The organism is Brevundimonas sp. Root1423 (assembly GCF_001426805.1).
The window spans coordinates 1-19949 of record NZ_LMFL01000049.1; the positions used below are offsets into that span (position 1 = coordinate 1).

At 67.5% G+C, this 19949-nt stretch carries 25 protein-coding genes and 3 pseudogenes; 16 read left to right on the top strand and 12 right to left on the bottom strand.

What is annotated here, in order from left to right; translation table 11 throughout:
- The 9 genes and pseudogenes from ASD25_RS32445 to ASD25_RS24865 form a co-directional block, all read left to right on the top strand.
- The coding region (locus tag ASD25_RS32445) for a helicase-related protein (protein ID WP_255356196.1) at window positions 1–669 on the top strand (669 nt) is incomplete at both ends.
- A 1-nt stretch (window position 670) separates the two neighbouring features.
- Window positions 671–1159: pseudogene (locus ASD25_RS32450) on the top strand (UvrB/UvrC motif-containing protein); the annotation flags it as partial.
- Between the two features lie 182 nt (window positions 1160–1341).
- A complete protein-coding gene (locus ASD25_RS30800) occupies window positions 1342–2289 on the top strand; it encodes a hypothetical protein (protein WP_156376982.1) in 948 nt (315 codons plus the stop codon).
- Window positions 2273–2932: a hypothetical protein gene (locus ASD25_RS30805; protein ID WP_156376981.1), complete on the top strand. Its 660-nt coding sequence runs from the start codon at window positions 2273–2275 to the stop codon at window positions 2930–2932. The genes ASD25_RS30800 and ASD25_RS30805 overlap by 17 nt, the downstream gene beginning before the upstream one ends.
- Before the next feature lie 61 nt (window positions 2933–2993).
- Window positions 2994–3212, top strand: a complete 219-nt coding sequence (locus tag ASD25_RS24845) for a hypothetical protein (protein ID WP_055830863.1) — start codon at window positions 2994–2996, stop codon at window positions 3210–3212.
- A 190-nt stretch (window positions 3213–3402) separates the two neighbouring features.
- The gene (locus tag ASD25_RS31405; protein WP_055830861.1) at window positions 3403–4005 is read left to right on the top strand and encodes an HNH endonuclease; all 603 of its coding nucleotides are present in this window, start codon (window positions 3403–3405) and stop codon (window positions 4003–4005) included.
- 330 nt (window positions 4006–4335) lie between these two features.
- Window positions 4336–4974, top strand: coding sequence for a hypothetical protein (locus ASD25_RS24855; protein ID WP_056621453.1), 639 nt, complete (start codon window positions 4336–4338; stop codon window positions 4972–4974).
- Window positions 4975–5370: 396 nt separating this feature from the next.
- Window positions 5371–5565: a KGG domain-containing protein gene (locus tag ASD25_RS24860; protein WP_055830857.1), complete on the top strand. Its 195-nt coding sequence runs from the start codon at window positions 5371–5373 to the stop codon at window positions 5563–5565.
- A gap of 174 nt (window positions 5566–5739) precedes the next feature.
- Window positions 5740–6639 (top strand): DMT family transporter, encoded by a 900-nt coding sequence (locus tag ASD25_RS24865; protein ID WP_055830855.1) that lies wholly within the window; start codon window positions 5740–5742, stop codon window positions 6637–6639.
- A gap of 16 nt (window positions 6640–6655) precedes the next feature.
- Here ASD25_RS24865 and ASD25_RS24870 read toward each other — a convergent pair whose 3' ends face one another.
- From ASD25_RS24870 to ASD25_RS24880, 3 genes are all read right to left on the bottom strand, one after another.
- Window positions 6656–6859 carry a cold-shock protein gene (locus ASD25_RS24870; protein WP_055830853.1) on the bottom strand — a complete coding sequence of 68 codons (204 nt, stop codon included), beginning with the start codon at window positions 6857–6859 and terminating at the stop codon, window positions 6656–6658.
- Window positions 6860–7050: 191 nt separating this feature from the next.
- On the bottom strand, window positions 7051–7809 hold the full coding sequence (locus tag ASD25_RS24875) for an extensin family protein (protein WP_055830851.1): 759 nt from the start codon (window positions 7807–7809) through the stop codon (window positions 7051–7053).
- A gap of 49 nt (window positions 7810–7858) precedes the next feature.
- Entirely contained in the window at window positions 7859–9010 is a 1152-nt protein-coding gene (locus ASD25_RS24880) for a serine hydrolase (RefSeq protein ID WP_156389471.1), read from the bottom strand.
- A 105-nt stretch (window positions 9011–9115) separates the two neighbouring features.
- Between ASD25_RS24880 and ppk2 the strand changes: the two genes are divergently transcribed.
- Entirely contained in the window at window positions 9116–9859 is a 744-nt protein-coding gene (gene ppk2, locus ASD25_RS24885) for a polyphosphate kinase 2 (protein ID WP_055830847.1), read from the top strand.
- Here ppk2 and gluQRS read toward each other — a convergent pair whose 3' ends face one another.
- Window positions 9860–10711 carry a tRNA glutamyl-Q(34) synthetase GluQRS gene (gluQRS, locus tag ASD25_RS24890; protein ID WP_055830845.1) on the bottom strand — a complete coding sequence of 284 codons (852 nt, stop codon included), beginning with the start codon at window positions 10709–10711 and terminating at the stop codon, window positions 9860–9862. It abuts the gene before it with no gap.
- A 2-nt stretch (window positions 10712–10713) separates the two neighbouring features.
- Window positions 10714–11844, bottom strand: coding sequence for a cupin domain-containing protein (locus ASD25_RS24895; protein WP_055830843.1), 1131 nt, complete (start codon window positions 11842–11844; stop codon window positions 10714–10716).
- A 44-nt stretch (window positions 11845–11888) separates the two neighbouring features.
- Between ASD25_RS24895 and ASD25_RS24900 the strand changes: the two genes are divergently transcribed.
- The 3 genes from ASD25_RS24900 (at window position 11889) to ASD25_RS24910 (ending at window position 13886) form a co-directional block, all read left to right on the top strand.
- Window positions 11889–12545 (top strand): DNA-3-methyladenine glycosylase, encoded by a 657-nt coding sequence (locus ASD25_RS24900; protein ID WP_055830841.1) that lies wholly within the window; start codon window positions 11889–11891, stop codon window positions 12543–12545.
- A complete protein-coding gene (locus ASD25_RS24905; RefSeq protein ID WP_235561775.1) occupies window positions 12542–13192 on the top strand; it encodes a trimeric intracellular cation channel family protein in 651 nt (216 codons plus the stop codon). The genes ASD25_RS24900 and ASD25_RS24905 overlap by 4 nt, the downstream gene beginning before the upstream one ends.
- A 133-nt stretch (window positions 13193–13325) precedes the next feature.
- Window positions 13326–13886, top strand: a complete 561-nt coding sequence (locus ASD25_RS24910; RefSeq protein WP_055830837.1) for an HNH endonuclease — start codon at window positions 13326–13328, stop codon at window positions 13884–13886.
- 52 nt (window positions 13887–13938) lie between these two features.
- Here the strand turns inward: ASD25_RS24910 and ASD25_RS24915 are convergent, their stop codons facing one another.
- On the bottom strand, window positions 13939–14460 hold the full coding sequence (locus ASD25_RS24915) for a hypothetical protein (RefSeq protein ID WP_156376980.1): 522 nt from the start codon (window positions 14458–14460) through the stop codon (window positions 13939–13941).
- A 115-nt stretch (window positions 14461–14575) separates the two neighbouring features.
- On the opposite strand from ASD25_RS24915, the gene ASD25_RS24920 reads away from it, so the two are divergent.
- Window positions 14576–15352, top strand: coding sequence for a transglutaminase family protein (locus ASD25_RS24920; protein WP_055830832.1), 777 nt, complete (start codon window positions 14576–14578; stop codon window positions 15350–15352).
- Here the strand turns inward: ASD25_RS24920 and ASD25_RS24925 are convergent.
- The 5 genes and pseudogenes from ASD25_RS24925 to ASD25_RS33420 form a co-directional block, all read right to left on the bottom strand.
- Window positions 15349–17109 carry a M1 family metallopeptidase gene (locus tag ASD25_RS24925; RefSeq protein WP_235561774.1) on the bottom strand — a complete coding sequence of 587 codons (1761 nt, stop codon included), beginning with the start codon at window positions 17107–17109 and terminating at the stop codon, window positions 15349–15351. The two genes, ASD25_RS24920 and ASD25_RS24925, sit on opposite strands and share 4 nt — an antisense overlap.
- Before the next feature lie 64 nt (window positions 17110–17173).
- Entirely contained in the window at window positions 17174–17506 is a 333-nt protein-coding gene (locus tag ASD25_RS24930) for an MmcQ/YjbR family DNA-binding protein (RefSeq protein WP_055830830.1), read from the bottom strand.
- 82 nt (window positions 17507–17588) lie between these two features.
- Window positions 17589–17885 (bottom strand): 50S ribosomal protein L28, encoded by a 297-nt coding sequence (gene rpmB, locus ASD25_RS24935; RefSeq protein ID WP_055830828.1) that lies wholly within the window; start codon window positions 17883–17885, stop codon window positions 17589–17591.
- Between the two features lie 43 nt (window positions 17886–17928).
- Window positions 17929–18006, bottom strand: a pseudogene (locus ASD25_RS32455) (hypothetical protein); the annotation flags it as partial.
- A gap of 106 nt (window positions 18007–18112) precedes the next feature.
- Window positions 18113–18188: pseudogene (locus tag ASD25_RS33420) on the bottom strand (bL28 family ribosomal protein); the annotation flags it as partial.
- 214 nt (window positions 18189–18402) lie between these two features.
- Between ASD25_RS33420 and ASD25_RS24940 the strand changes: the two are divergent.
- Window positions 18403–18873 (top strand): DUF3617 family protein, encoded by a 471-nt coding sequence (locus tag ASD25_RS24940; RefSeq protein ID WP_055830826.1) that lies wholly within the window; start codon window positions 18403–18405, stop codon window positions 18871–18873.
- On the opposite strand, the gene ASD25_RS24945 is transcribed toward ASD25_RS24940, so the two are convergent.
- Window positions 18870–19238: a hypothetical protein gene (locus ASD25_RS24945; RefSeq protein ID WP_055830824.1), complete on the bottom strand. Its 369-nt coding sequence runs from the start codon at window positions 19236–19238 to the stop codon at window positions 18870–18872. The genes ASD25_RS24940 and ASD25_RS24945 overlap by 4 nt on opposite strands.
- A gap of 146 nt (window positions 19239–19384) precedes the next feature.
- Between ASD25_RS24945 and ASD25_RS24950 the strand changes: the two genes are divergently transcribed.
- On the top strand, window positions 19385–19747 hold the full coding sequence (locus ASD25_RS24950; RefSeq protein WP_082560132.1) for a cytochrome c: 363 nt from the start codon (window positions 19385–19387) through the stop codon (window positions 19745–19747).
- Window positions 19748–19949: the final 202 nt, after the last annotated feature.

Below are 19949 nucleotides of genomic sequence, written 5' to 3' on the forward strand. Positions count from 1 at the left end.
GAGCCGCCGCCCACCTTCTTCGAATACATCCCCGACAACGCCCTGCTGTTCGTCGACGAGAGCCACGTCACCGTCGGCCAGATCAGCGSCATGTACCGCGGCGACTACCGCCGCAARTCGACCCTGGCCGARTACGGCTTCCGCCTGCCCAGCTGCATCGACAACCGCCCGCTGAAGTTCGACGAATGGGACGCCATGCGGCCCCAGACGGTCTTCGTCACCGCCACCCCCGGCCCGTGGGAGATGGAGCGCACCGGCGGCGTCTTCACCGAACAGGTCATCCGCCCCACCGGCCTGATCGACCCCCCGGTCGAGATCCGCCCGGTCAGCGGAACCACCCGCAACCAGGTCGACGACGTCATCGACGAGGTGAAATCCGTCGCCCGCGCCGGTTACCGCTCGCTGGTCACCGTCCTGACCAAGAAGATGGCCGAGGACCTGACGGAATACATGCACGARCAGGGCGTCCGCGTCCGCTACATGCACTCCGACGTCGACACSMTSGAGCGGATCGAGATCCTGCGCGACCTGCGCATGGGCKCMTTCGACGTCCTGATCGGCATCAACCTKYTGCGCGAGGGCCTCGACATCCCCGAGTGCGGCCTGGTCGCCATCCTCGACGCSGACAAGGAGGGYTTCCTGCGCTCCGAGACSTCGCTGATCCAGACCNGCCGCCCGCAACGTCGACGGCCGCGTCATCCTCTACGCCGACCGCATGACCGGCTCGATGGAGCGCGCCATCGCCGAGACCAACCGCCGCCGCGCCAAGCAGGARGMGTACAACGCCGAACACGGCATCACCCCGGAATCGGTCAAGCGCGACATCCGCGAGATCATGGCCAGCCCCTATGAGTCCCGCGCCCTCGACARGCTGACCGCCCCCGGCGTGGCCGAGGCGTCCAAGCCCTTCACCGGCTCCAACTTCCAGGCCGCCCTSAAGGACMTCGAAGGCCGCATGCGCAACGCCGCCGCCAACCTCGAGTTCGAGGAGGCCGCCCGCCTGCGCGACGAGATCAAGCGCATGAAGCTGATGGACCTGGAGTTCGCCAACGAGGTCCTGACCGCCGAGGGCGARGMGGTCGACAAGTCSGCGCCGAAACGCTGGCGGGCCGATGCGGCGGCGGAGAAGGCGGAGGCGTTCCGGAAGAGCAGGCTGTAGGGGGCGGACCATCAGGGTGCGATAGGATCAGGCTACGACCAAAGTCGGCTTAGCTTCACTATTGCAAGCTGGTCCGTTTTGCAGTCACTGGTTGTCATCGCAATGTCGATCAATCGAGGGGGAAGATGCGCCAGCACCAAACGCTTTTTGCAAATTTCATTTGCAAGTTCGGCGATCGGAACATGATCGACCTGCTTCGAGAGGTTGTCCTGCCTGCTTTCACTGACGACAAGCTGTATCGTGAAGCCCGTGGATCGACATTCCACCTGTTGGACGTTTGCCTATTCGACTCACTAACTAATGACGTAAGCGAACCGGCAATTGCTGGCCAGTTCGTTCAGGACACCACGCTAGTTCGTGATCAGGTTTTCGATCCCGCAACTTCTCAACTTATAAGCGATGAGGCTAAGCTAGACACCTCTCCGTCAGCCTTCTTCGTTCTTCTACTGAAAGATCATAGGTTGATATATTTTGCTGAGACCCGGTTTGCACCGAGCCTAGCATCATTCCAGTCCACGATGCAGCGTTTTCTTATCAGAAAGCATCGCGACTATATCGATAAACTTCATGATGAGGGAGCAGAGCGCGGAGAACGAGTTTACAAGCGAGTTTTGAAAGAAGGGATTCCAGTTCCGACGCTAGAGATCGTTCAGATTACGAACGGCGAACGTCTTTCAGAGTTCGTTCAACGCTTCGCGAAGCTTCAACGCGTAGATTTGATTATTCATCGGAAAAACGATGAGCCTACCGCAGCTTCACTTATCGCAAGCGCCGAGGCATTCAATGAAATGCTGAAAGGCAAGCAAACGCGGGTGACAACCACGGACAATGAGGGCCTAGACAAGGAGGGCACAATCGCCGCGCTCCAAGAGACGACTGACGGCGCAAATGAAACCGTGCGCTTCTCAGGCCTTGACCATAACGGCGATCGACTAAAGGGCGAGAACGAAGATTTCTCTGTGACGACTATTATCGAAAATCTCGTCGGAACCGTCAAACAAAAGGCGAACGCATTGCTTGACCGTTTCAACGCCATCATAGCCCGTGGAGAGCTCAAGCGTCCCGATGTGCCCCAACAGGCCGCTGCGAGAGCAGCGGCGGCAGTGAGAGAAGATGACCAGCAAGCCTAAAATCGAGCCCATCGATGGCTGGCGCGCTGATGCCACCAACGATCAGAACCTCCTTGGCGTAGCCAAGGCGGCTTGGGGCACGGTCGGAAACAAATCGGACATCATTTTATCGGTCGCTATATGTGTCGCGCTCTTAATCGGTTTCGCATTTGCTCAACACAATGACCTGGTGGCCGACGCGCCAATTATCGCTGCCTCTCTTAACTCATGGGCAGGTCTAGTTTCAAATGTTGCAGTTTCTATACTGGGTTTTTTGATCGCGGGATTCTCGATTTTTGCGACAATGACGAAACCTAGTATATTCCGGCTGCTTGCAATGTACAAATCGGGTGGTCGTTCTATATCGGAGTTTAAGTTCGTATTCTATAACTTCTTGTACATATTCGTACACTACATGATATTGCTTGCTTTCGGCATATTCGTTGTGTTTTCCACCACGAAGCAGTCGCCGATTTGGTTTATAGCAGACAAGCTAGATCCCAATCCGGTGGTGGACATCGACATGATTGCCGGCTTCTTTGCCTCTGCCTTCGTGTCATATGTATTCTTTTGTATTCTTCTATTAAAAAGTTTTGTCTGGAACCTGTATCAAGCTATCGTTTTCGCCATTTTCTTTGATCCACAGAACAGTTCTGGACCTTAGAATCTCCAGTTGGTAGCCGCTGACGTTTGGCTCCGGCATGCTCCTTCGAAAGGAGCGCGCCATGCCGAAGTTCACCATCCTCTCCCGCGTCGATGCCTACGTCGACTACACCACCGAAGTCGAAGCCGACTCCCTCGAGGAGGCCGTCGACCTGGCCTATGACGGCGACCCATCCATCAAATGGAAGGAGCAGGGCGTGGTCGAATTCGACGCCCGCCATGTCGTGGCGCTCGACGCGAACGGCGACGAGATCGAGAGCTACTCGCGCGGCAAGGGCTGACCTCTGACGATCCACCCGCTACGGTGGGTGGATGGGGAGCGTTACCAACCACAAGTGGGAGTCGTCGCATCGCGCGCGGTCCGCCATCCGGCGGGTGGTTTAGCCGGTGCCGATACGACCCGAACATATTGTCGAGGCTTTGTCCCAGCTGGGAGGAGAAGCGCACCTCGATCAGCTCGTGCCAAAGGTCGTGGAGATCGTCCCGGACCATAAGGCCGCGAGTCCCGCAGCCCGCGTCCGCGCGCGTCTCCAAGAGAACTGGGCTGGTTCGGCACACTTCAAGGGCAACGACCTGTTCGAGAACGTCTATGGCCCCGCCGCCCGGGCGGGCGTCTGGCGCCTCAAGTCTGATCTTCTCGCGCCCGGAAACCCGGATAGCGTTCTGGACGGAGCCGAGGCCGATATCGAGGCTCAGGAAGGCCGCGCCACCCTCCGTGTTCATATGAGGCGCGAGCGGTCGCGAAAGCTCATCAATGACTTCAAAGCCTCTCTGACCAGCTTCGCCTGCGAGGCCTGCGGCGATGATATGGAAGCCATCTACGGCGAGTTGGGTCTCGGCTATGTCGAGGCCCACCACAAGGTGCCGGTCGCCTTGATCGAAGAGGGCGAGGCGACCAAGCTCTCCGACTTGGCGGCGCTCTGCGCCAACTGTCATCGCATGATCCATCGAAATGGCCTCATGTCGGTTGAAGCATTGGCGGCGCACATGCGTGCGCGGCGGCCACCATTCGCCATCGCGGCTGAGGCTCGCAACGGCGAATGGCTGCACGACCCACCGGTTCAGGACGACTAACCCCCTCTTTCGTCATCCTCCGGCAAGCCGCGCCTTCGCGGCGCAGACCGGGGGACCCAGTGGCGCGCGAGAGCGCGAAGCTGTCGCGGACTCCGCCGCCAACATCGTGCGTGAAAAGGTCGCCTTCGGCGTCGCTGGGTCCCCCGGTCTCGCTACGCTCGCCGGAGGATGACGAAAGGTAGGGGGCGCTCATCGGGGCAAGACTCCCACACCTCCCCCCTCCACCCCTCCCGCTCCCACAACCCGCCCCTTCCGCCCCCGATACGTCCGTTCCTGACGCACCACGCCCCCATAATCCGCGCTCACGCACGGAAGGGGGACTGCAACATCATGCGAACACCGCCGACGCCCGACACCCGCTACGTCACCGTCAGCCCCGACACCTGGAGCCTGATCCGCGGCGCCTACCTGTCCGGCCTGTCGGCGCGGACGGTCGCCGGGCGGTTCGGCGTGTCCGAGGGGGCGTTGCGCAAGCGGGCCGCGCGCGAGGGCTGGACCAAGCGCGCCTTCGCCGCCCGCGCCACGCCCTGGCCCGGCGCGCCCGAACGGCCCCGRACGGCGGCCWTSGCCGGATCGGCCGGSWCGGCTGCGCCKTCYGCSGCGACGGCGGSMGAGGCCGACGCSCCCCTGACCGAGGACGACATCGTCGCCGCATGGACCGCGCCGATCCAGATCCGGCCCGGCGACCTCGCGCGGCGGGCGCTGGCCTCGGCCGCCGAGGCGGTGCGGGCSGGGCGCGGCCTGACGGCCCTGCGGCTGGCCCGGGCGGCGTCCGAGATCGCCCGTCTCGACGCCCTGTTCGAATGGGTCGAACTGGACCCCGCCGAGGCGGAAGCGCGCAGCGCGCAGGGTCAGGAGAGCTCGAGCAGCTCGAACAAATCTGGTGCCGTCCCAGGGGCTGGGAGTGGATCACCGCGATCAACAACAATTTTGTCGGCGTCTACTATGTCACAGTGCTCGCCCATATAGTCGCNCGGGCGCGGCCTGACGGCCCTGCGGCTGGCCCGGGCGGCGTCCGAGATCGCCCGTCTCGACGCCCTGTTCGAATGGGTCGAACTGGACCCCGCCGAGGAGGAGGCCCGCAGCGCCGAGGGCCAGCTGATGGCCCGCCGCTTCCTGCGCGAACGCGCGCTGGGACTGGCCCGCGACCTCGCCCTCGGCCGCCCCCTGCCGCCCGAATACGACGAATTCGACACGGCGCCGGAGGACCCGGCATGAGGGTCGAATGTCTCCACATGGGCGGAATTCGCATTTTTGCGCGGGCCGGGGACATTCGCCCCGTCCGGCCGCGCGCCGCCGATCCGCAACTCTTCCGGCGACGGAAACCCGGCTCTCTCGCGTTCAACCTGCGAGAGAGGACAGCCCATGACCGAAGTGAAACCCACCGGCCGCCCGCGCGGCTTCGCGGCCATGTCGCCGGAGCAGCGGCGCGCCATTGCCTCCAAGGGCGGGACCAGCGTCAGTCCCGAGCAGCGCACCTTCTCGAAGAACGCCGACCTCGCCCGCGCCGCGGGCCAGAAGGGCGGCCTGCGCCGGGTGGAGAAGAGCAGGGGCGACTGACGCCCCCGTTCTCCCTCCCCTTCATGGGGAGGGATGTCGGCGCGAAGCGACGACAGGGTGGGGCATGTCAGGGCCGCGCAGGACCGTGCGGCGGTTCCCCACCCGTCCTCGCCTTCGGCTCGGCCACCCTCCCCACAAGGGGGAGGGAGACCGCGAATCCGCTATACCCCTTCCATGCCCGCCTCCCGCGCCTCCGCCCTGATGGTCCTGATCGCCTCGGCCTGCGTGCTGGCGTTCGCGCCCATCCTCGTGCGGCTGACCGAGACGGGGCCCGCCGCCGCCGGCTTCTGGCGCTTCGCCTTCGCCCTGCCGCTGCTGCTGTTGCTCACCGCCCGGCCTGGCGCGGAGGGCGTCGGCCGGCCGTCGAAATGGATGGCGCTGGCGGCGCTGTTCTTCGTGCTGGACCTGTCGTTCTGGCACTACGGCATCGTCATGACCTCGGTCGCCAACGCCACCGTGCTGTGCAACCTGACGCCGGTCGTGGTCACCCTGTTCGGCTGGATCGTGTTCCGGGACCGGCCGCGGCGGCTGTTCGTGGCGGCGATCGGCCTGGCCATGGGCGGGGCCTTGGCCATGTCGGCGGGGGCGGACGGGCGGCAGGGGACCAATCCGCCGCTGGGGGACCTGTTCTCCCTGTCGGTGGCGCTCTGGTACGCGGGCTATTTCCTCGCCGTGAAGGCGGCGCGGGCGACGGCGGGGGCGATGCGGATCATGCTGTGGTCGACGGCCCTGGGGACGCCGCTGCTGCTCGGCGTGGCCGTGGGGTTGGGCGAGGACCTGTGGCCGGCGACGGCGGCGGGCTGGGCCGCCTGCGCCGCCATGGGGGTGATGCATGTGCTGGGGCAGGGGGGCGTGGCCTGGTCGCTGGGCCGGCTGCCGGCCTCGCTGACGGCGGTGACCATATTGATCCAGCCGGTGGTGGCCTCGGGCCTCGGCTGGCTGATCTTCCACGAGACCATGACGCCGGTGCAGATGATCGGCGGCGCCGTGGTGCTGGTCGCCATCGTGCTGGCGCAGTGGTCGAGCGCGCAAAAGAAAGGCGCGGAGGCCGAAGCCGCCGCGCCCGTCCCGTGATGSTGTCAGTCSKGGATCAGAGGATTTTCAGATCGATCGCYGACGTCTTGCCGCGCTGGGATTCCAGCTCGTATTCGACCTTGGCGTTCTCATCCAGGCCTTGCAGGCCCGCCTTCTGGACCGCGGTGATGTGGACGAAAACGTCCTGTCCGCCGCCRTCAGGCTGGATGAAGCCGAAACCCTTGGTCGGGTTGAACCACTTGACCGTACCGGTCGCCATRWTGCGTCTCCGTGAACGCGCTTGCCAGGCAGACGCCCCCGGGGGAGCGCCCGTCAGCCCATCTGGACGAGCTCATTCAGCGAAGGAGCGGGCACGGGTGTGGAGGCCGCGCGAAATCCGGACTGCGGCGACTTTTTCTCSCGCAAAACCGGGCCGGTCAACCGCCTGTTTCGCGAACGCGGTTCGGCGGATCAGGCGCAAAGACTGCGCGGGGCCCCGTCCAGATGCAGGTGGTTGCGGTGCGCCTCGTTGTAGTCCGGCGTCAGGACCGTCGAGAAGGCCCGGCAGGCGCCGTCCCGGATGCGCTTCAGGAATCCCTTGCCCTCCGCCCCCCGCGGACCGGTTCCGTCCCAGTCGGCCAGGACGGAGACCTTGCGCCCGTCCTCCAGCGTCATGCTCCCGATATCCAGCGCATTGGCCCGCGCGTGCTCGCTGGGCCGGGCGTCGACATCGGTCTGACCATAGATGCGGCGGCAGGCGTAGGTGCCGACCTCGTTCATCCGCGCCACCCGGCTGCCGAACGCCGCCTCGGCCGCGGGCTGCAGCACCTGGCGGTCCCAGATGACGTAGCGCACCGCCAGCGGGCACTGCATCACCGGGCGGCCGTCCAGCGGGGTGACGTCGCCGCCGGTGATCCTGACGGCCCCGCGCACGACGCAGAAGCCGCCGTCGTCGCGGTCCTCGGCCCGTTCGACGGTCACGCCGGCCTCGCGCAGCACCTGGATGCAGGCGTCGGTGACGGCGGCGGTCTCTTCCGGGGCGGCGGTGCGGGCCAGCTCGAAATCCGCCACCTTGGCGCCGGTCGCCTGGCCAATCGGATGGTTCAGATCCAGCGGCTTCCACGGCAGGTCCTGGCCCGGGACAAAGGCGTTCAGCAGGGCGAACGCGGCGCACAGGCCCAGCGTCAGCTCCCACAACAGGTTCCAGAAATCGGCGAAGTCGCGCTTCATTGCCGGACCAGCCTTAGCGGTCCCCCGCGGGGAGCGGAAGCGGAACCGCTCAGGCCGGGGCGTAAAGGGCGGCCAGGGCCTCGACCATGGCGTGGTTCGCCGGCTGGCCGCGGCCGTGATGGTTGGCGACCGACAGGACGGCGACGCCCCGCGCCGGCAGGACCCGCGCCGTCACATGCCACAGGGTGTTGGAGCCGTCGTGACCCAGCCGCGGGCCCGGCTGCACGCCCCAGCCGTAGCCATAGGCCGGCGGCGCGCCCTCGGGCGGTGTCATCAGCCGCGCCATGGTTTCGGGCCGCAGCAGGCCGGCGCCCTCCGTCAGATACAGGCGCAGGAACCGACCGTAGTCCGCCACCGTCATATGGATCCGTCCCGCGGGGCCGAGGAAGGGCGGGTTGTCGGCCACGCCGGCGGGATCGACCGGGATCAGCTGATCGCCGACGGACCGGTGCCCCCACGGATTGTCGCCCTTCGGCGCGCCGTGCCCGACCGAGGTCATGCCCAGGGGATCGAAGACCTCGGCCTGGATCGTCTCCTCCCACGACCGGTCGGCCAGCCGTTCGACGGCGGCCCCGGCCAGGATGTAGTTGCCGTTGCCATAGGCGAAGGTCCCGCGGGTTCCGGTCGGGGTCTGGCCCAGGACCATGGCGGCGAAGTCCACCCGCTGGTCGCGGGTCGACCGGGTGTCGGCATGGCCGGCCATCATGACCTCGCGCGTCAGCAGGTCGCGGTCCGACAGGCCGGAGCGGTGACACAGCAGATCGTCGATGGTCACGGCCCGCAGCGCGGGATCGATGGCGACGCCGGGGAACAGCTCGGGCAGGGTCGCGCCCCACCGCGCCCGGCCTTGCTCGACCAGGCGGGCATAGAGGACGGCCGTCATCGCCTTGCCGTTGGAGCCGAGGTGCCAGAGCTGATCCAGCGTCGCCGGCTCGTCAGAGCCCGCGCGCCGGACGCCGCGCGCGCCCGACCAGATCAGCCCGTCGCGGCCGACCGCGGCCGAGGCCATGGCGGGCGGCGCGTGCTGCGCGAACTGCGCGTCGAGGGCGGCGGCGGCCCTGCTGTCGCGTTCATCCGCCGCCAGGGCGGGAAAGGCGCCGGCCAGCGGCAGGACGGAGAAGCCGCCCAACAGGGCGCGGCGCGTGGCGATCATGGTCGTGTCCCCGGATCTTGCGGACGGATAGCCGGATCGGCGGCTCACGGCACGTTAGAAGGGAGTAATGATTGCGCGGCGATCGGGCTTGAGCGGGGACCCGCGCGCAGCGCGAGCTTGCTGAAGGCGCGCCGAAAGGTTCACGGTGGCGGCATGGGAAAATCAAAAGACTACGACGCCGAACTCCTGAAGCTTCAGACCCTGCTTGTCGAAACCCAGGCGTGGACCATCCAGGAAGGGCGCAAGACCCTCATCGTCTTCGAAGGCCGCGACGCGGCGGGCAAGGACGGGGCGATCAAGCGCATCACGGAGTACGCCTCTCCCCGCCAGACGCGGGTCGTCGCCCTGCCCAAACCCACGGATCGCGAACTGACCCAGTGGTATTTCCAGCGCTATGTCGCCCACCTGCCCGCCGATGGCGAGACCGTCCTGTTCAATCGATCCTGGTACAATCGGGCCGGCGTCGAGTCGGTCATGGGCTTCTGCAAACCCGAGCAGTACGCCCAGTTCCTGAAGGACGCCCCGCGGTTCGAGCGGACGCTCGTCGACGACGGCGTCACCCTGATCAAGATCTGGCTGGACATCAGCAAGGAAGAACAGGCCCGTCGTCTGGCCGAGCGTCTTCAGGACCCGTTGAAGCGGTTCAAGGTCTCGGCGCTCGACGCCGAAGCCCAGATCCGATGGGACGCCTACAGCGCCGCGCGCGACCGGATGCTGGAAGAGACCGACAGCCGCGGCGCGCCCTGGACCGTGGTCGCCACCGACGACAAGAAGACGGCGCGCCTGAACGTCATCCGCCACATCCTGCATACGATAGGCGGGCCAGGCTCCAAGACGCGGCCTGACGCCGATGTGGCCTTCCACCCCGCACGGGCCAAGGGACGGCTGGCGTCCTGATCAGAAGCCCAGTTGGGCCCTCAAGGTTTCGGGACTGAGGCCTTGGGCCCGCAGTTCGCCCAGCGTCACGGACCGGTCGCGTTTGGCGTAGCGCCGTCCATCCCCGCCGACCAGCAGGGGGTGGTGGCGATAGACGGGCGTGGGCCAGCCCATCAGATTCTGGATAAGCACCTGGATATGGGCCGCCTCGAACAGGTCCTCGCCGCGGATGACATGGGTCACGCCCTGCAGGGCGTCGTCGTGCGTGACCGCGACGTGATAGGCGGCGCCGGCGTCCTTGCGAGCGAGGACGACATCGCCGGCGGTCTCGGGCCGTGCCCGGATCAGGCCGCGTTCGCCGTCCGGTCCGCGCCCCTCCTCGACGAAGGTCAGGGCGTCCCAAGCGCGCCGACCCAGCAGGTCGCGGGCGCGGTCCAGCGAAAGACGCCAGGCGAAGGGTCGCCCCCCGGCGAGGAAGGCGGCTTCCTCATCGGCCGGGTGCGGCCCGGGCCGCGCCGCCTCGACCGGTCCGTGCGGCGCGTCGCCGATGGAGTCGAGTATGTCCCTGCGGGTGCGGAAGCAGCGGTACAGCAGGCCGCGCCGGTCCAGCACGTCCACGACCCCGGCATAGTCGGTCAGGTGATCGGACTGCCGCCGGACCGGCTGCTCCCAAACCAGACCCAGCCAGGCCAGATCGTCCAGGATGGCGGCCTCGAATTCGGGCCGACACCGCGTCGGGTCGATGTCCTCGATGCGCAGCAGGAACCGTCCGCCGGCCGCGCGCGCCGCCGTCCAGGCGTTCAGGGCGGAGAAGGCGTGGCCCCGGTGCAGCCGGCCGGTGGGCGACGGGGCGAAGCGGGTGACGAAGGCCACGCTCAGACCCTCTGGATAGCGCCGGCTTGCTCCGCCGCCTCCAGAGCGAGCCGGATCTCGGCTTCGGAAAGATAGTCGAACTGGACGGCCATTTCCTCGGCCGCGAACTCCCGCGCCGTCGTGGCCCAGTCGTAGGCCAGTCGCTGGTCGAAACCGGCGTCCGGGAAAGCCCGCCCGGTCGTGCGATACAGGGTCATGGCCTGCAGTTGCGGCAGGGCGAACTCGCGGGGCCGCTCGATCTGTCGTCGCTGAAGGCGACCGATTTCCTCGGCCAGCAGCGGAGACTTGGCCAGATGGGCCAGCAGGTCGCCCAGTTCATGGAGACGATCCTTGAGCGCGCCGTCCTCCGTATGCGCCGATGGCAGCCAGTCCCGGAACAGGGACGCCTTTCCGGCCATGAGACCGAGCAGGGACATGATCGTCGCGCCGGTCAGGGGATTGACGCCGAAGGTAGCGTGCAGGGACGGACCGGTGGTCGCCAGGGCGTCATGATAACAGCCCCTCGGGATGTACAGTACGTCGCCGGGCCTCATTCGGACTTCCTGCATCAGGTTGCCGCGCGTCTGTTCGAGCCAGCGCCGCGTCTCCATGTTGTCGGGCATGGCGTCGACGGGATTGTCAGCTCGGGCCTCGTAGATGTTCCAGACCTTCTCGCCCTCGGTCTGGATCGCGAACACCTCGTGGTTGTCGTAGTGGGTGCCGAAAGCCCGGACGCCCTTCGACGAATAATACACATTGCAACCGACGCCGGCGGCGAAGGCCTCGCCCAGCATGGCGGCCAGCCGGGTGAGGGGCGGGTGCAGGTGATGCACCTCATTGGCCACCAGGCTTGCGCCGGAAGCCAGAAAGATCTCGAGACGGGGCATCGACGGGCGATGCACCTGCCCGTTCGCCGTCTGGACCGTGTCGCAATACAGATCCTTCCGAACCGGAATGTGATCGCGCATGGGACGCAGGGTCTGGGAGGTCCAGATTCCCGGCTGACCCAGCAGGGCGTTCCACCCGTCCCAGGTGAGGATGTCGCGTTTGCGCCCGCCCTCCGCCGCCGGAATATGCAGCGGTTTCCGGCCGTAGTAGTCGGCCCTGAACCGGGCGGGGGTGATCGGGTGGAGCAGTTCGTCCAGACTGAGCATTCCGCGAGGCTAGATCCCCCGCCCAGTCCTGTCGATGAGATGTAATGGCTGTTGCGCCTTCCCTGGAATGGATCGCCGCCGCGCGCGAACGCCTGGCCTCGCTGGATCCGGCGCTGGAGCGCGCCCATGCGCAGACCCCGGCGTTCGAATGGCGGCTGCGCACCGGCGGCTTCGAGGGCCTGTTCCGCATGATCGTGGAACAGCAGGTCTCGGTCGCCTCGGCCGCCGCCATATGGGCGCGTGTCGTCGCCGGGCTGGAGGGCGAGGTCACGCCTGACAGGGTGCTGGCCACCGGGATCGAGACCCTGCGCGGCTTCGGCCTGTCGATCCAGAAGGCGACCTATGGCCACGAGATCGCCCGGGCCCACGCAGACGGCCGCATCGATTTCGATCACCTGGAGCGGCTGTCGGACGAAGAGGCGGTGGCCCGGCTGGTCGCCATCAAGGGCGTCGGCAAATGGACGGCCGAGACCTTTCTGATGTTCTGCGAGGGACGGCAGGACGTCTTCCCCGCCGGCGACATCGCCCTGCAGGAGGCGATGCGCTGGGCCGACCGGGCGCCGCTCCGCCCGCGCGAAAAGGACGCCTACGCCCGCGCCGCGATGTGGACGCCGCATCGCAGCGTGGCGGCGCATCTGCTCTGGGGATGGTATGGGACGGTCAAGCGCGGCGAGGTCGCGCTGGAGGACCAACCCGCGTGAGCCCCATCGTCGACCCGAACCTGACCGACCCCGAGACCGTGCTCGGCGCGCTCGACTTCGCGGGCGTGGCGGTCTTCGCGGCCACGGGGGCGCTGGCGGCGGCGCGGCAGCGGCACGACCTGGTCACCTTCGCCTTCTTCGGCGCCATCACCGGCGTGGGCGGCGGAACACTGCGCGACCTGCTGATCGGCGCGCCGGTCTTCTGGGTGCAGGACTGGCGCTATATCGCCGTCTGTCTGGCGGCCTCGATGGTGGTCTGGATGCTGGGGGCGCGGACGTGGCGCTTCCGCGCCCTGCTGTGGCTCGACGCCCTGGGCCTCGCCGCCTATGGCGTCATGGGCGCCGCCAAGGCCGAGGCCTTCGATGTCGCGCCGCTCATCTGCGTCGTCATGGGGGCGCTGACGGCCTGTTTCGGCGGTGTGGTGCGCGATCTGCTGGCCGGCGAGCCGTCGATCCTGCTGAGACGCGAGATCACGGTGTCCGCCGCGCTTCTGGCCTCGACCGTCTTCGTTGTCGCGCGCGTGGCCGGGATGGACGTCTGGCCCGCCGCCCTGATCGCCGCGCCCTGCGGTTTCGCCCTGCGCGCCGGGGCCCTGATCTGGGGCTGGAGCCTGCCCGCCTTCCCGGGGACCGCGTCGCGGGGCTGAGCGTTACGGAACCGTCGCGGGCCGGTCATCGCCAAGCCGTCGAATCGGGACTAGGCTTGGATCAGAGCCAGGGAAGGAGACACGTCTTCAGTCCGTTCGCGTCCATGATCCTCTCCCCGACGGCGAGGCCCTGATGCAGGTCCTGAGCCGTCCCCCGTCCGGCTGGCCCGCGCTGGTGCTGAACGCCGATTTTCGCCCGCTGTCCTACTATCCGCTGTCGATCTGGCCGTGGGAGGAGGTGGTCAAGGCGGTGTATCAGGACCGCGTCGACGTGGTCTCGACCTATGACAAGGTCGTGCGCAGCCCGTCGATGGAGTTCGTCCTGCCCAGCGTGATCGCGCTGAAGAACTATGTCGACCAGGACCGGCAGCCCGCCTTCACCCGTTTCAACGTCTTCCTGCGCGACGGCTTCACCTGCCAGTATTGCCACGCGACCGAGCAGTTGACCTTCGATCATGTCGTGCCGCGGTCCCGGGGCGGCCGCACGACCTGGGAGAACATCGTCGCCGCCTGTTCGCCCTGCAATCTGCGCAAGGGCGGCCGCACGCCGCAGCAGGCCGGCATGCCGCTGCGCCGCGTCCCGCACCGGCCGAACGCCTGGCAGTTGCAGGAATTCGGGCGCCGCTTTCCGCCCCACTATCTGCACCAGAGCTGGCTCGACTATCTGTACTGGGACATCGAGCTGGAGCCGTGACGGCAAGCAAAAGCCCGCGCCGATGGCGCGGGCTTCCTGTCTTCCGGCGGATTTAGCGGCGGCGACGGTTGAACTGTCTCTCGGTCCAGCCGGTCACCAGCACATTGCCGTCGGCGGACACGCTGCCGGCCGGAACGGTGCGCGTGGCGCCGTCCGCCGAGCGGACGACGAAGGCGGTGGCGCGGCCTGCCGCGTTGCGCGTCACGTCCACGACGGAGCCGAGCATGGCCCCATCCGAACTATGGACCATGGCGCCGGTCTGGATGGCGGCGTCGACCGCGGCTCCATCGCGATTGGCGCGGGCGTCGGCGCGAGCATTGGCGTTGGCGTTCACCCGGGCGTTGGGCCGGGCGTCACGGGCGCTGTCGCGCGCCTCCCGCACGGTTTCGCGGGTCATGCCGACGCCGTCGCGGGCGATGGAGCCGACCCCATGGGTGATCGATCCGGTGTGGGGAACGCCAACGCCGACCGATCCGCCGACCTGTCCGCCGAGGCCGCCGGCGATCTGGGCGGAAGCGCCGCCCGCGACAAGCAGGGCGGCGGTGAACACGGTGGTTGATACAAGCGTTTTCATTGTGTTGGTCCTCACGTAATCAGGCCCCTGCCCATCCGGGAGAACGATCGGTCGCGCGGGGGGTTCCTGTCGTGGGGCCGCGCGCCTCCACCGTCGCTCCGATCCCCGAGGCTCCATGAAAATCCGTGTCCGCGCCGATCTGGTCTACCGTTTCGACCCGCCGACGGACGCCATCTACAAGATTCAGGTGGCCCATTGGCCGGGCCAGACCGTGCTCGAGGAAAGCCTGACGACGACGCCCGCCATCGACTTCATCCAGGACGAGGATGAGGAATTCGGAGCCCGCACCCTGCGCGCGCATCTGTCGGGCGAAGTGGCCCTCAGCTATTCGGCGGTGGTCGACAACGGCGTGCTCAAGGGGCTGCCGCCAGTGACGGTGCAGCACGACTGGAACGACCTGCCGGCCGAGGTGCTGACCTACCTCAATCCCAGCCGCTACTGCCCCTCGGACCAGTTCGGCCGCTTCGCCGAGCGCACCTTCGGCGGCACGGTCGGCGGCGACCGGGTGCTGAAGATCCTCGAATGGATCAGGGCCGAGATCGACTATGAGCCGGGCGCCTCGGACAGCGAGACCACGGCGGCGCGCACCTTCATCGACCGGGCGGGGGTGTGCCGCGACTTCACCCACATGGGCATCACCCTGTGCCGGGCGTCCGGCATTCCGGCGCGGGCCGTCAGCGCCTTCGCCCACCAGCTGAACCCGCCCGACTTCCACGCCATCTTCGAGGTGTTTCTGTCGAACGGCTGGTGGCTGGTCGATCCGACGGGCCTGGCCCCGGTCGAGGGGCTGGTGCGCATCGCCTGCGGGCGGGACGCGGCCGACATCGCCTTCCTGACCACCCAGGGCTCGTGCCAGCTGGTGCGGCAGTCGGTGACGGCGGAGGCGATCTAGTCGGGGGAGCCCGCCGCCTGCCAGGCCTCGATGAAGTCGAGCCGCCGCAGGACCTTGTTGTCCGGGTCGATCAGCACATGGGCGCCCGTCGGCGCGGCGATGCGGCCGCGGCCGCCGGTCATGGCCACGGTCTGGCGGCGGCCGTCGATCTCGATCTCGACCGGCATGGGGAAGATCCCGCCGTCGCCGGTGACCCATTCCAGCATCAGGTCGCCGCCGTCGCGGGTCTGCGTCAGGTCGGGCAGGGCGGCGTTGTAGAGATAGCCGCGGAAGAACCAGGTCAGGTCGCGCCCGGCCTCCTCATTGACGATGGCCAGCAGTTCGTCGGTCGTGCCGTAGCGGGGCTCGAAGGCGCCGGGCCGCGGGGTCGCCGTGCCGTAGACGATGCGCGTCACCGAGCGGAAGAAGGCTTCGTCGCCGATCAGCATCCGCAGCGAATGGGCGATCAGCGAGCCCTTGTTGTAGATGTCCAGGCCGGGGCCGACGTCGCCCTTGTAGACCTCGTCCTCGGACTTCTCCGTGCCCGAGACGACGGGGAATTTGTTCTTCAGGTCGCGGCGCTGCTCCAGCAGGCTGGCCTGCAAGAAACGCTCGCCGTTCAGCCAGCGGTCGTAGAGCGGCTGCATATAGCTGCCGAACCCCTCGTGCAGCCACATGTCGTCGGCGTTGCGGTTGGTCAGCTGGTTGCCGAACCACTCGTGCGACAGCTCATGATGCAGCAGCCAGTCGAAGCCGCGGCCGTCGAGCTTGTATTCATTGCCATAGGCGTTGATCGTCTGGTGCTCCATGCCCAGGTGCGGGGTCTCGACCACGCCCATCTTCTCGTCGCCGAAGGGGTAGGGGCCGACGGTGGCCTCGTAGAAGTCCATCATCGGCGCGAACTGGTCGAACAGGGCCTGGGCCTTGACCGGGTCGTCGGAGCGCAGGTGCCAGTACGACAGGGGCACGGTGTTGCCGAAGCGGCTGCGGTAGTCGGCCTTCAGCTCGACATAGGGCCCGATGTTCAGGGCGATGGCGTAGGTGTTGGGGTTGGCGGCCGACCAGTTCCAGGTCGTCCAGCCGTCGCCGTGATCGACCGTGCCGAGGAAGCGTCCGTTCGACGGCGCCGACAGGTTCGACGGCACGGTGATGTGCAGATCGACGCGCTTCGGCTCGGCCAGGGGGCTGTCGATGCAGGGCCAGAACAGGTCGCAGCCCTCGGGCTGGACGGCGGTGGCGATCCACGGCGTGCCGTCCGCCGTATTGGCCCAGACGAAGCCGCCGTCCCACGGGGCGTGCGGCGCGACGCGCGGCTGGCCGGCATAGGCGATGCGGACGGAGACCTTTTCGCCGGCAGCCAGCGGCCGGGGCAAGGGGATGGTCATCCGGCCCTCGGGATTGGTCCAGTCGCCCGCCGGAACCTCGCGCCCGTCGACCTGCACCGACGAGACGGTCAGCAGGGTGTCCAGTTCGACCACCACGGCGGCCAGCGGCGCGGCGGCGGTGAAGTCCAGCACGGCGATGGCGTCGATGGCCTTGTCGTCGGGGATGACCTTGATCGACAGGTCCGCCCTGTCGAACACCATGGCCAGCTGTTCGGGCGTGCGCGGCTGGTCGGTGCCGAGGGTGAAGGCGGTCGATTCGCGCGCCGGCGTGACGACGGCGGCGGGCTCGTTCGAAGCCGGAACGCTCTCTGTCGCAGCCGGCGCGGTGGCGCAGGCGGAGAGGGCGAGCAGGGATGCGCCGGTCAGGGCGGCGCGGCAGGCGATGAAGGACACGAACGGCTCCCGAGGACTGGGCCGCCAGCCTAGACAGGCGCGTCCGCCGCGCAACCCGAAAGCCCTATATGCCGCGCGCCTTGCGTTGCGCCTTCGTCGCGCGCCGGACCCAGGCCTTGTCGATCTGCTCGCGCAGGCGATCGTCGTCGGCGGTCTCATAGCGCACCAGCACCGCCGGCCAGCCGTCGAAATGCGGCGTCTTGAAATAGGTCTGCGGCTCGGTCTCCATCAGAAGGTCGATGTCGCCATGGTCGAGCGACAGGGAGACGGCCTCGGGCCGGCGGGTGTCGTTGATCAGCAGCTTGCCCCGCAGGCGCACGCAGCGGACCCCGTGCACCGTCGACTCCTCGACCTCGGGCAGGGACAGGGCGTAGGCGTACATCTCGTCGCGGGTCATGGCGGCAGTGTGCCACCTCGCGGGCAAAGAAAAAGGCCGGCGTCTCCGCCGGCCTCTTCAGATCTTCAGCAGCGTCGCCGGATCAGGCGGCGGCTTGCTCGGCCAGCTTGGCCTTCACCTGGCGCTTGATGCGCTGGGCGGCGGTCGASAGCTGCTCGTCCTTGGCCTTGACGATGAACGGGTCGAGMCCGCCCTTGAAGTCSAGGGTGCGCAGGGCGGCGTTSGAGATGCGCAGGCTGAACGACTGGCCCAGRGCTTCCGAGGCRACCTTGACCGTCTTCAGCGACGGCAGGAAGCGGCGCTTGGTCTTGACGTTCGAGTGGCTCACGCTGTGGCCGACCATGGGGCCGATACCGGTGAGTTCGCAGCGACGCGACATCTGACTATCCTTGACGGAGCGGTCCACGAAAACGGCGCGGACGCATGAACTCGACCGTCTGTTTGCGGTCCTTGCCGTTGGAGACGCCCTTCAGCACCGCCATGTGGTCCAGCATGTCGTAGGTCGGCGCGGGCCTGACGCTGGCCCCAGGGCTGCACGATCGACTGCGCCCAGACGATCAGCCAGCCCTATATCGTCGGCCTGATGACCCAGGCGCTGGACGTCCNTGGTCTTGACGTTCGAGTGGCTCACGCTGTGGCCGACCATGGGGCCGATACCGGTGAGTTCGCAGCGACGCGACATCTGACTATCCTTGACGGAGCGGCCCACGAACGATGCGGGCGCATGAAACAATGGCGCGCAGGGACGGGGTCCCCGCGCGAGAGGGGGCCGTATAGTGGAAGTCACCGCGCCGCGTCAAGGCTTGTGGCGGCGCGTGATCCGTTCAGCCGCCGTTCAAATCCCGCCATATATCGGCTCTATCCATGCAGCGAAGCCCTGCGCCCGAGGTCCGTCCATGAAGATGTCCGTCCTGATCCGCACCGCCCCCGTCCTGATCGGCGCCCTGCTGATGGCCAGCGCGCCCATGGCCGGCCCGGCCGCACCGGTGCAGTCGGCGTCGCAGCCCGTGCTGCCGGGCTACTGGCAGTACACCACCCGGGCGCTGGGGCAGGGCGACACCGAAACCAAATGCGTGCGCCCCAGCGAGATCAATCGTTTCTTCGGCGGCCTGTCGACGCGCCACTACCGCTGCACCTATCCGACGCGCGAGGTGGGCGCCGGCAACGCCCGGTTCGAGGGCAACTGCGTTTCGCGCAGCGGCCGTCAGGTGCGCGTGCGCCTGAACGGCACCTATCAGCCCGAGCAGTTCAGCTTCCGCGGCGGCGCCTCGATCAAGGCCGCCGGCGTCTGGAGCCCCTTTATTCCGGCCACGATCACGGCGCGCCGTCTGGCCGCCCAGTGCCCGGCGAACGCCGAGTATTTCTAGACCGGGGCCACCCGCGCCACGACATAGGTATGCTGTTCGCCCGAGGGCAGGGTCAGGCTGACGTATTCCCCCGCGACGAACCGTTCCTCGCCGAAGCGGAAGCCGCGGGCGTCCGCCGTGTCGCCCCCGTCGAGGTCGAGGGTCCAATGGCCGCCGGGACCATGCTTCAGATGGCCGGTTCCGACCGTCTGGCCGTCGGTAAAACGCCGCACATGGCCGCGCTCCGGCTCGGCGCGCAGGGCCTCCCCGTCCAACCGGCCGTCGGCGTCCAGAGGCGCGACGATGTCATAGCCTTCCGTGGGGTCGCCCGCCGGATGGCCGGGCTCGCGCGCGAGTTCAAGGCGGACATGGTGGAATTGGGTCATGGGGGCGCTCTCGCTGGAACCGGATGTCGATATCCGCAGGATAGCGCGAGATCGCGCCTTCCGTCTTGCTATGGATCAAGCCCGGCGCGGGGCCCTGTGCTAAGGGAAAACCGGCCGTTGTGGCGGCGATACGGGAGGATCGAGAGATGGCGGGTCTACCTTGGATCTTGCTGGGGGCGCTGGCGCTCGCGGGCTGCGCGGGCGAGGCCGTCCGCCAGAATGGAACCGAGCCGGTGGTCATGGGCTCCGCGGATCGGGGCGCGATCCTCGTGCGACAGCAATGCGCCGGCTGCCATGCGGTCGAACACTCGGGGGACAGTCCCCTGGCCGCCGCGCCGCCGTTCCGGGACATGGGCGTGCTGTATCCTGTGCGGGACCTGCAGGAGGCCTTCGCCGAGGGGCTGGTCACCGCCCATCCGGCCATGCCGGCCTTCGAGCTTCAGCCGACCGAGATCGCCGACGTCATCGCCTATCTCGAAAGCGTGTCCGGGACCGGTCCGGGCCGCTGAATGGCAGAAGGCCCGGGATTGCTCCCGGGCCTTCGCGTCGTTCGGCGATGCGTCCTGATCAGGCCGCTTCGGCTTCCTCGGCGGCTTCTTCCGCGGCYTCGGCRGCGGCGATGACGGCCTTCTTGGCGCTCAGCGACTTGGCCAGCAGCTGGACGGCGGCGTCCTTGTCGATGCGGTTGGCGGCGGCGACCTCGCGGGCCAT

Coding starts and splice junctions, on each gene's coding strand:
- ASD25_RS30800 (WP_156376982.1), top strand. CDS start 1,342: ATGATCGACCTGCTTCGAGAGGTTGTCCTGCCTGCTTTCACTGACGAC.
- ASD25_RS30805 (WP_156376981.1), top strand. CDS start 2,273: ATGACCAGCAAGCCTAAAATCGAGCCCATCGATGGCTGGCGCGCTGAT.
- ASD25_RS24895 (WP_055830843.1), bottom strand. CDS start 11,844: ATGCTCAGTCTGGACGAACTGCTCCACCCGATCACCCCCGCCCGGTTC.
- ASD25_RS24845 (WP_055830863.1), top strand. CDS start 2,994: ATGCCGAAGTTCACCATCCTCTCCCGCGTCGATGCCTACGTCGACTAC.
- ASD25_RS24865 (WP_055830855.1), top strand. CDS start 5,740: ATGCCCGCCTCCCGCGCCTCCGCCCTGATGGTCCTGATCGCCTCGGCC.
- ASD25_RS24860 (WP_055830857.1), top strand. CDS start 5,371: ATGACCGAAGTGAAACCCACCGGCCGCCCGCGCGGCTTCGCGGCCATG.
- ASD25_RS24920 (WP_055830832.1), top strand. CDS start 14,576: ATGAAAATCCGTGTCCGCGCCGATCTGGTCTACCGTTTCGACCCGCCG.
- ASD25_RS24940 (WP_055830826.1), top strand. CDS start 18,403: ATGAAGATGTCCGTCCTGATCCGCACCGCCCCCGTCCTGATCGGCGCC.
- ASD25_RS24950 (WP_082560132.1), top strand. CDS start 19,385: ATGGCGGGTCTACCTTGGATCTTGCTGGGGGCGCTGGCGCTCGCGGGC.
- ASD25_RS24915 (WP_156376980.1), bottom strand. CDS start 14,460: ATGAAAACGCTTGTATCAACCACCGTGTTCACCGCCGCCCTGCTTGTC.
- ASD25_RS24900 (WP_055830841.1), top strand. CDS start 11,889: ATGGCTGTTGCGCCTTCCCTGGAATGGATCGCCGCCGCGCGCGAACGC.
- ASD25_RS24910 (WP_055830837.1), top strand. CDS start 13,326: ATGCAGGTCCTGAGCCGTCCCCCGTCCGGCTGGCCCGCGCTGGTGCTG.
- ppk2 (WP_055830847.1), top strand. CDS start 9,116: ATGGGAAAATCAAAAGACTACGACGCCGAACTCCTGAAGCTTCAGACC.
- ASD25_RS24945 (WP_055830824.1), bottom strand. CDS start 19,238: ATGACCCAATTCCACCATGTCCGCCTTGAACTCGCGCGCGAGCCCGGC.
- ASD25_RS24875 (WP_055830851.1), bottom strand. CDS start 7,809: ATGAAGCGCGACTTCGCCGATTTCTGGAACCTGTTGTGGGAGCTGACG.
- ASD25_RS24930 (WP_055830830.1), bottom strand. CDS start 17,506: ATGACCCGCGACGAGATGTACGCCTACGCCCTGTCCCTGCCCGAGGTC.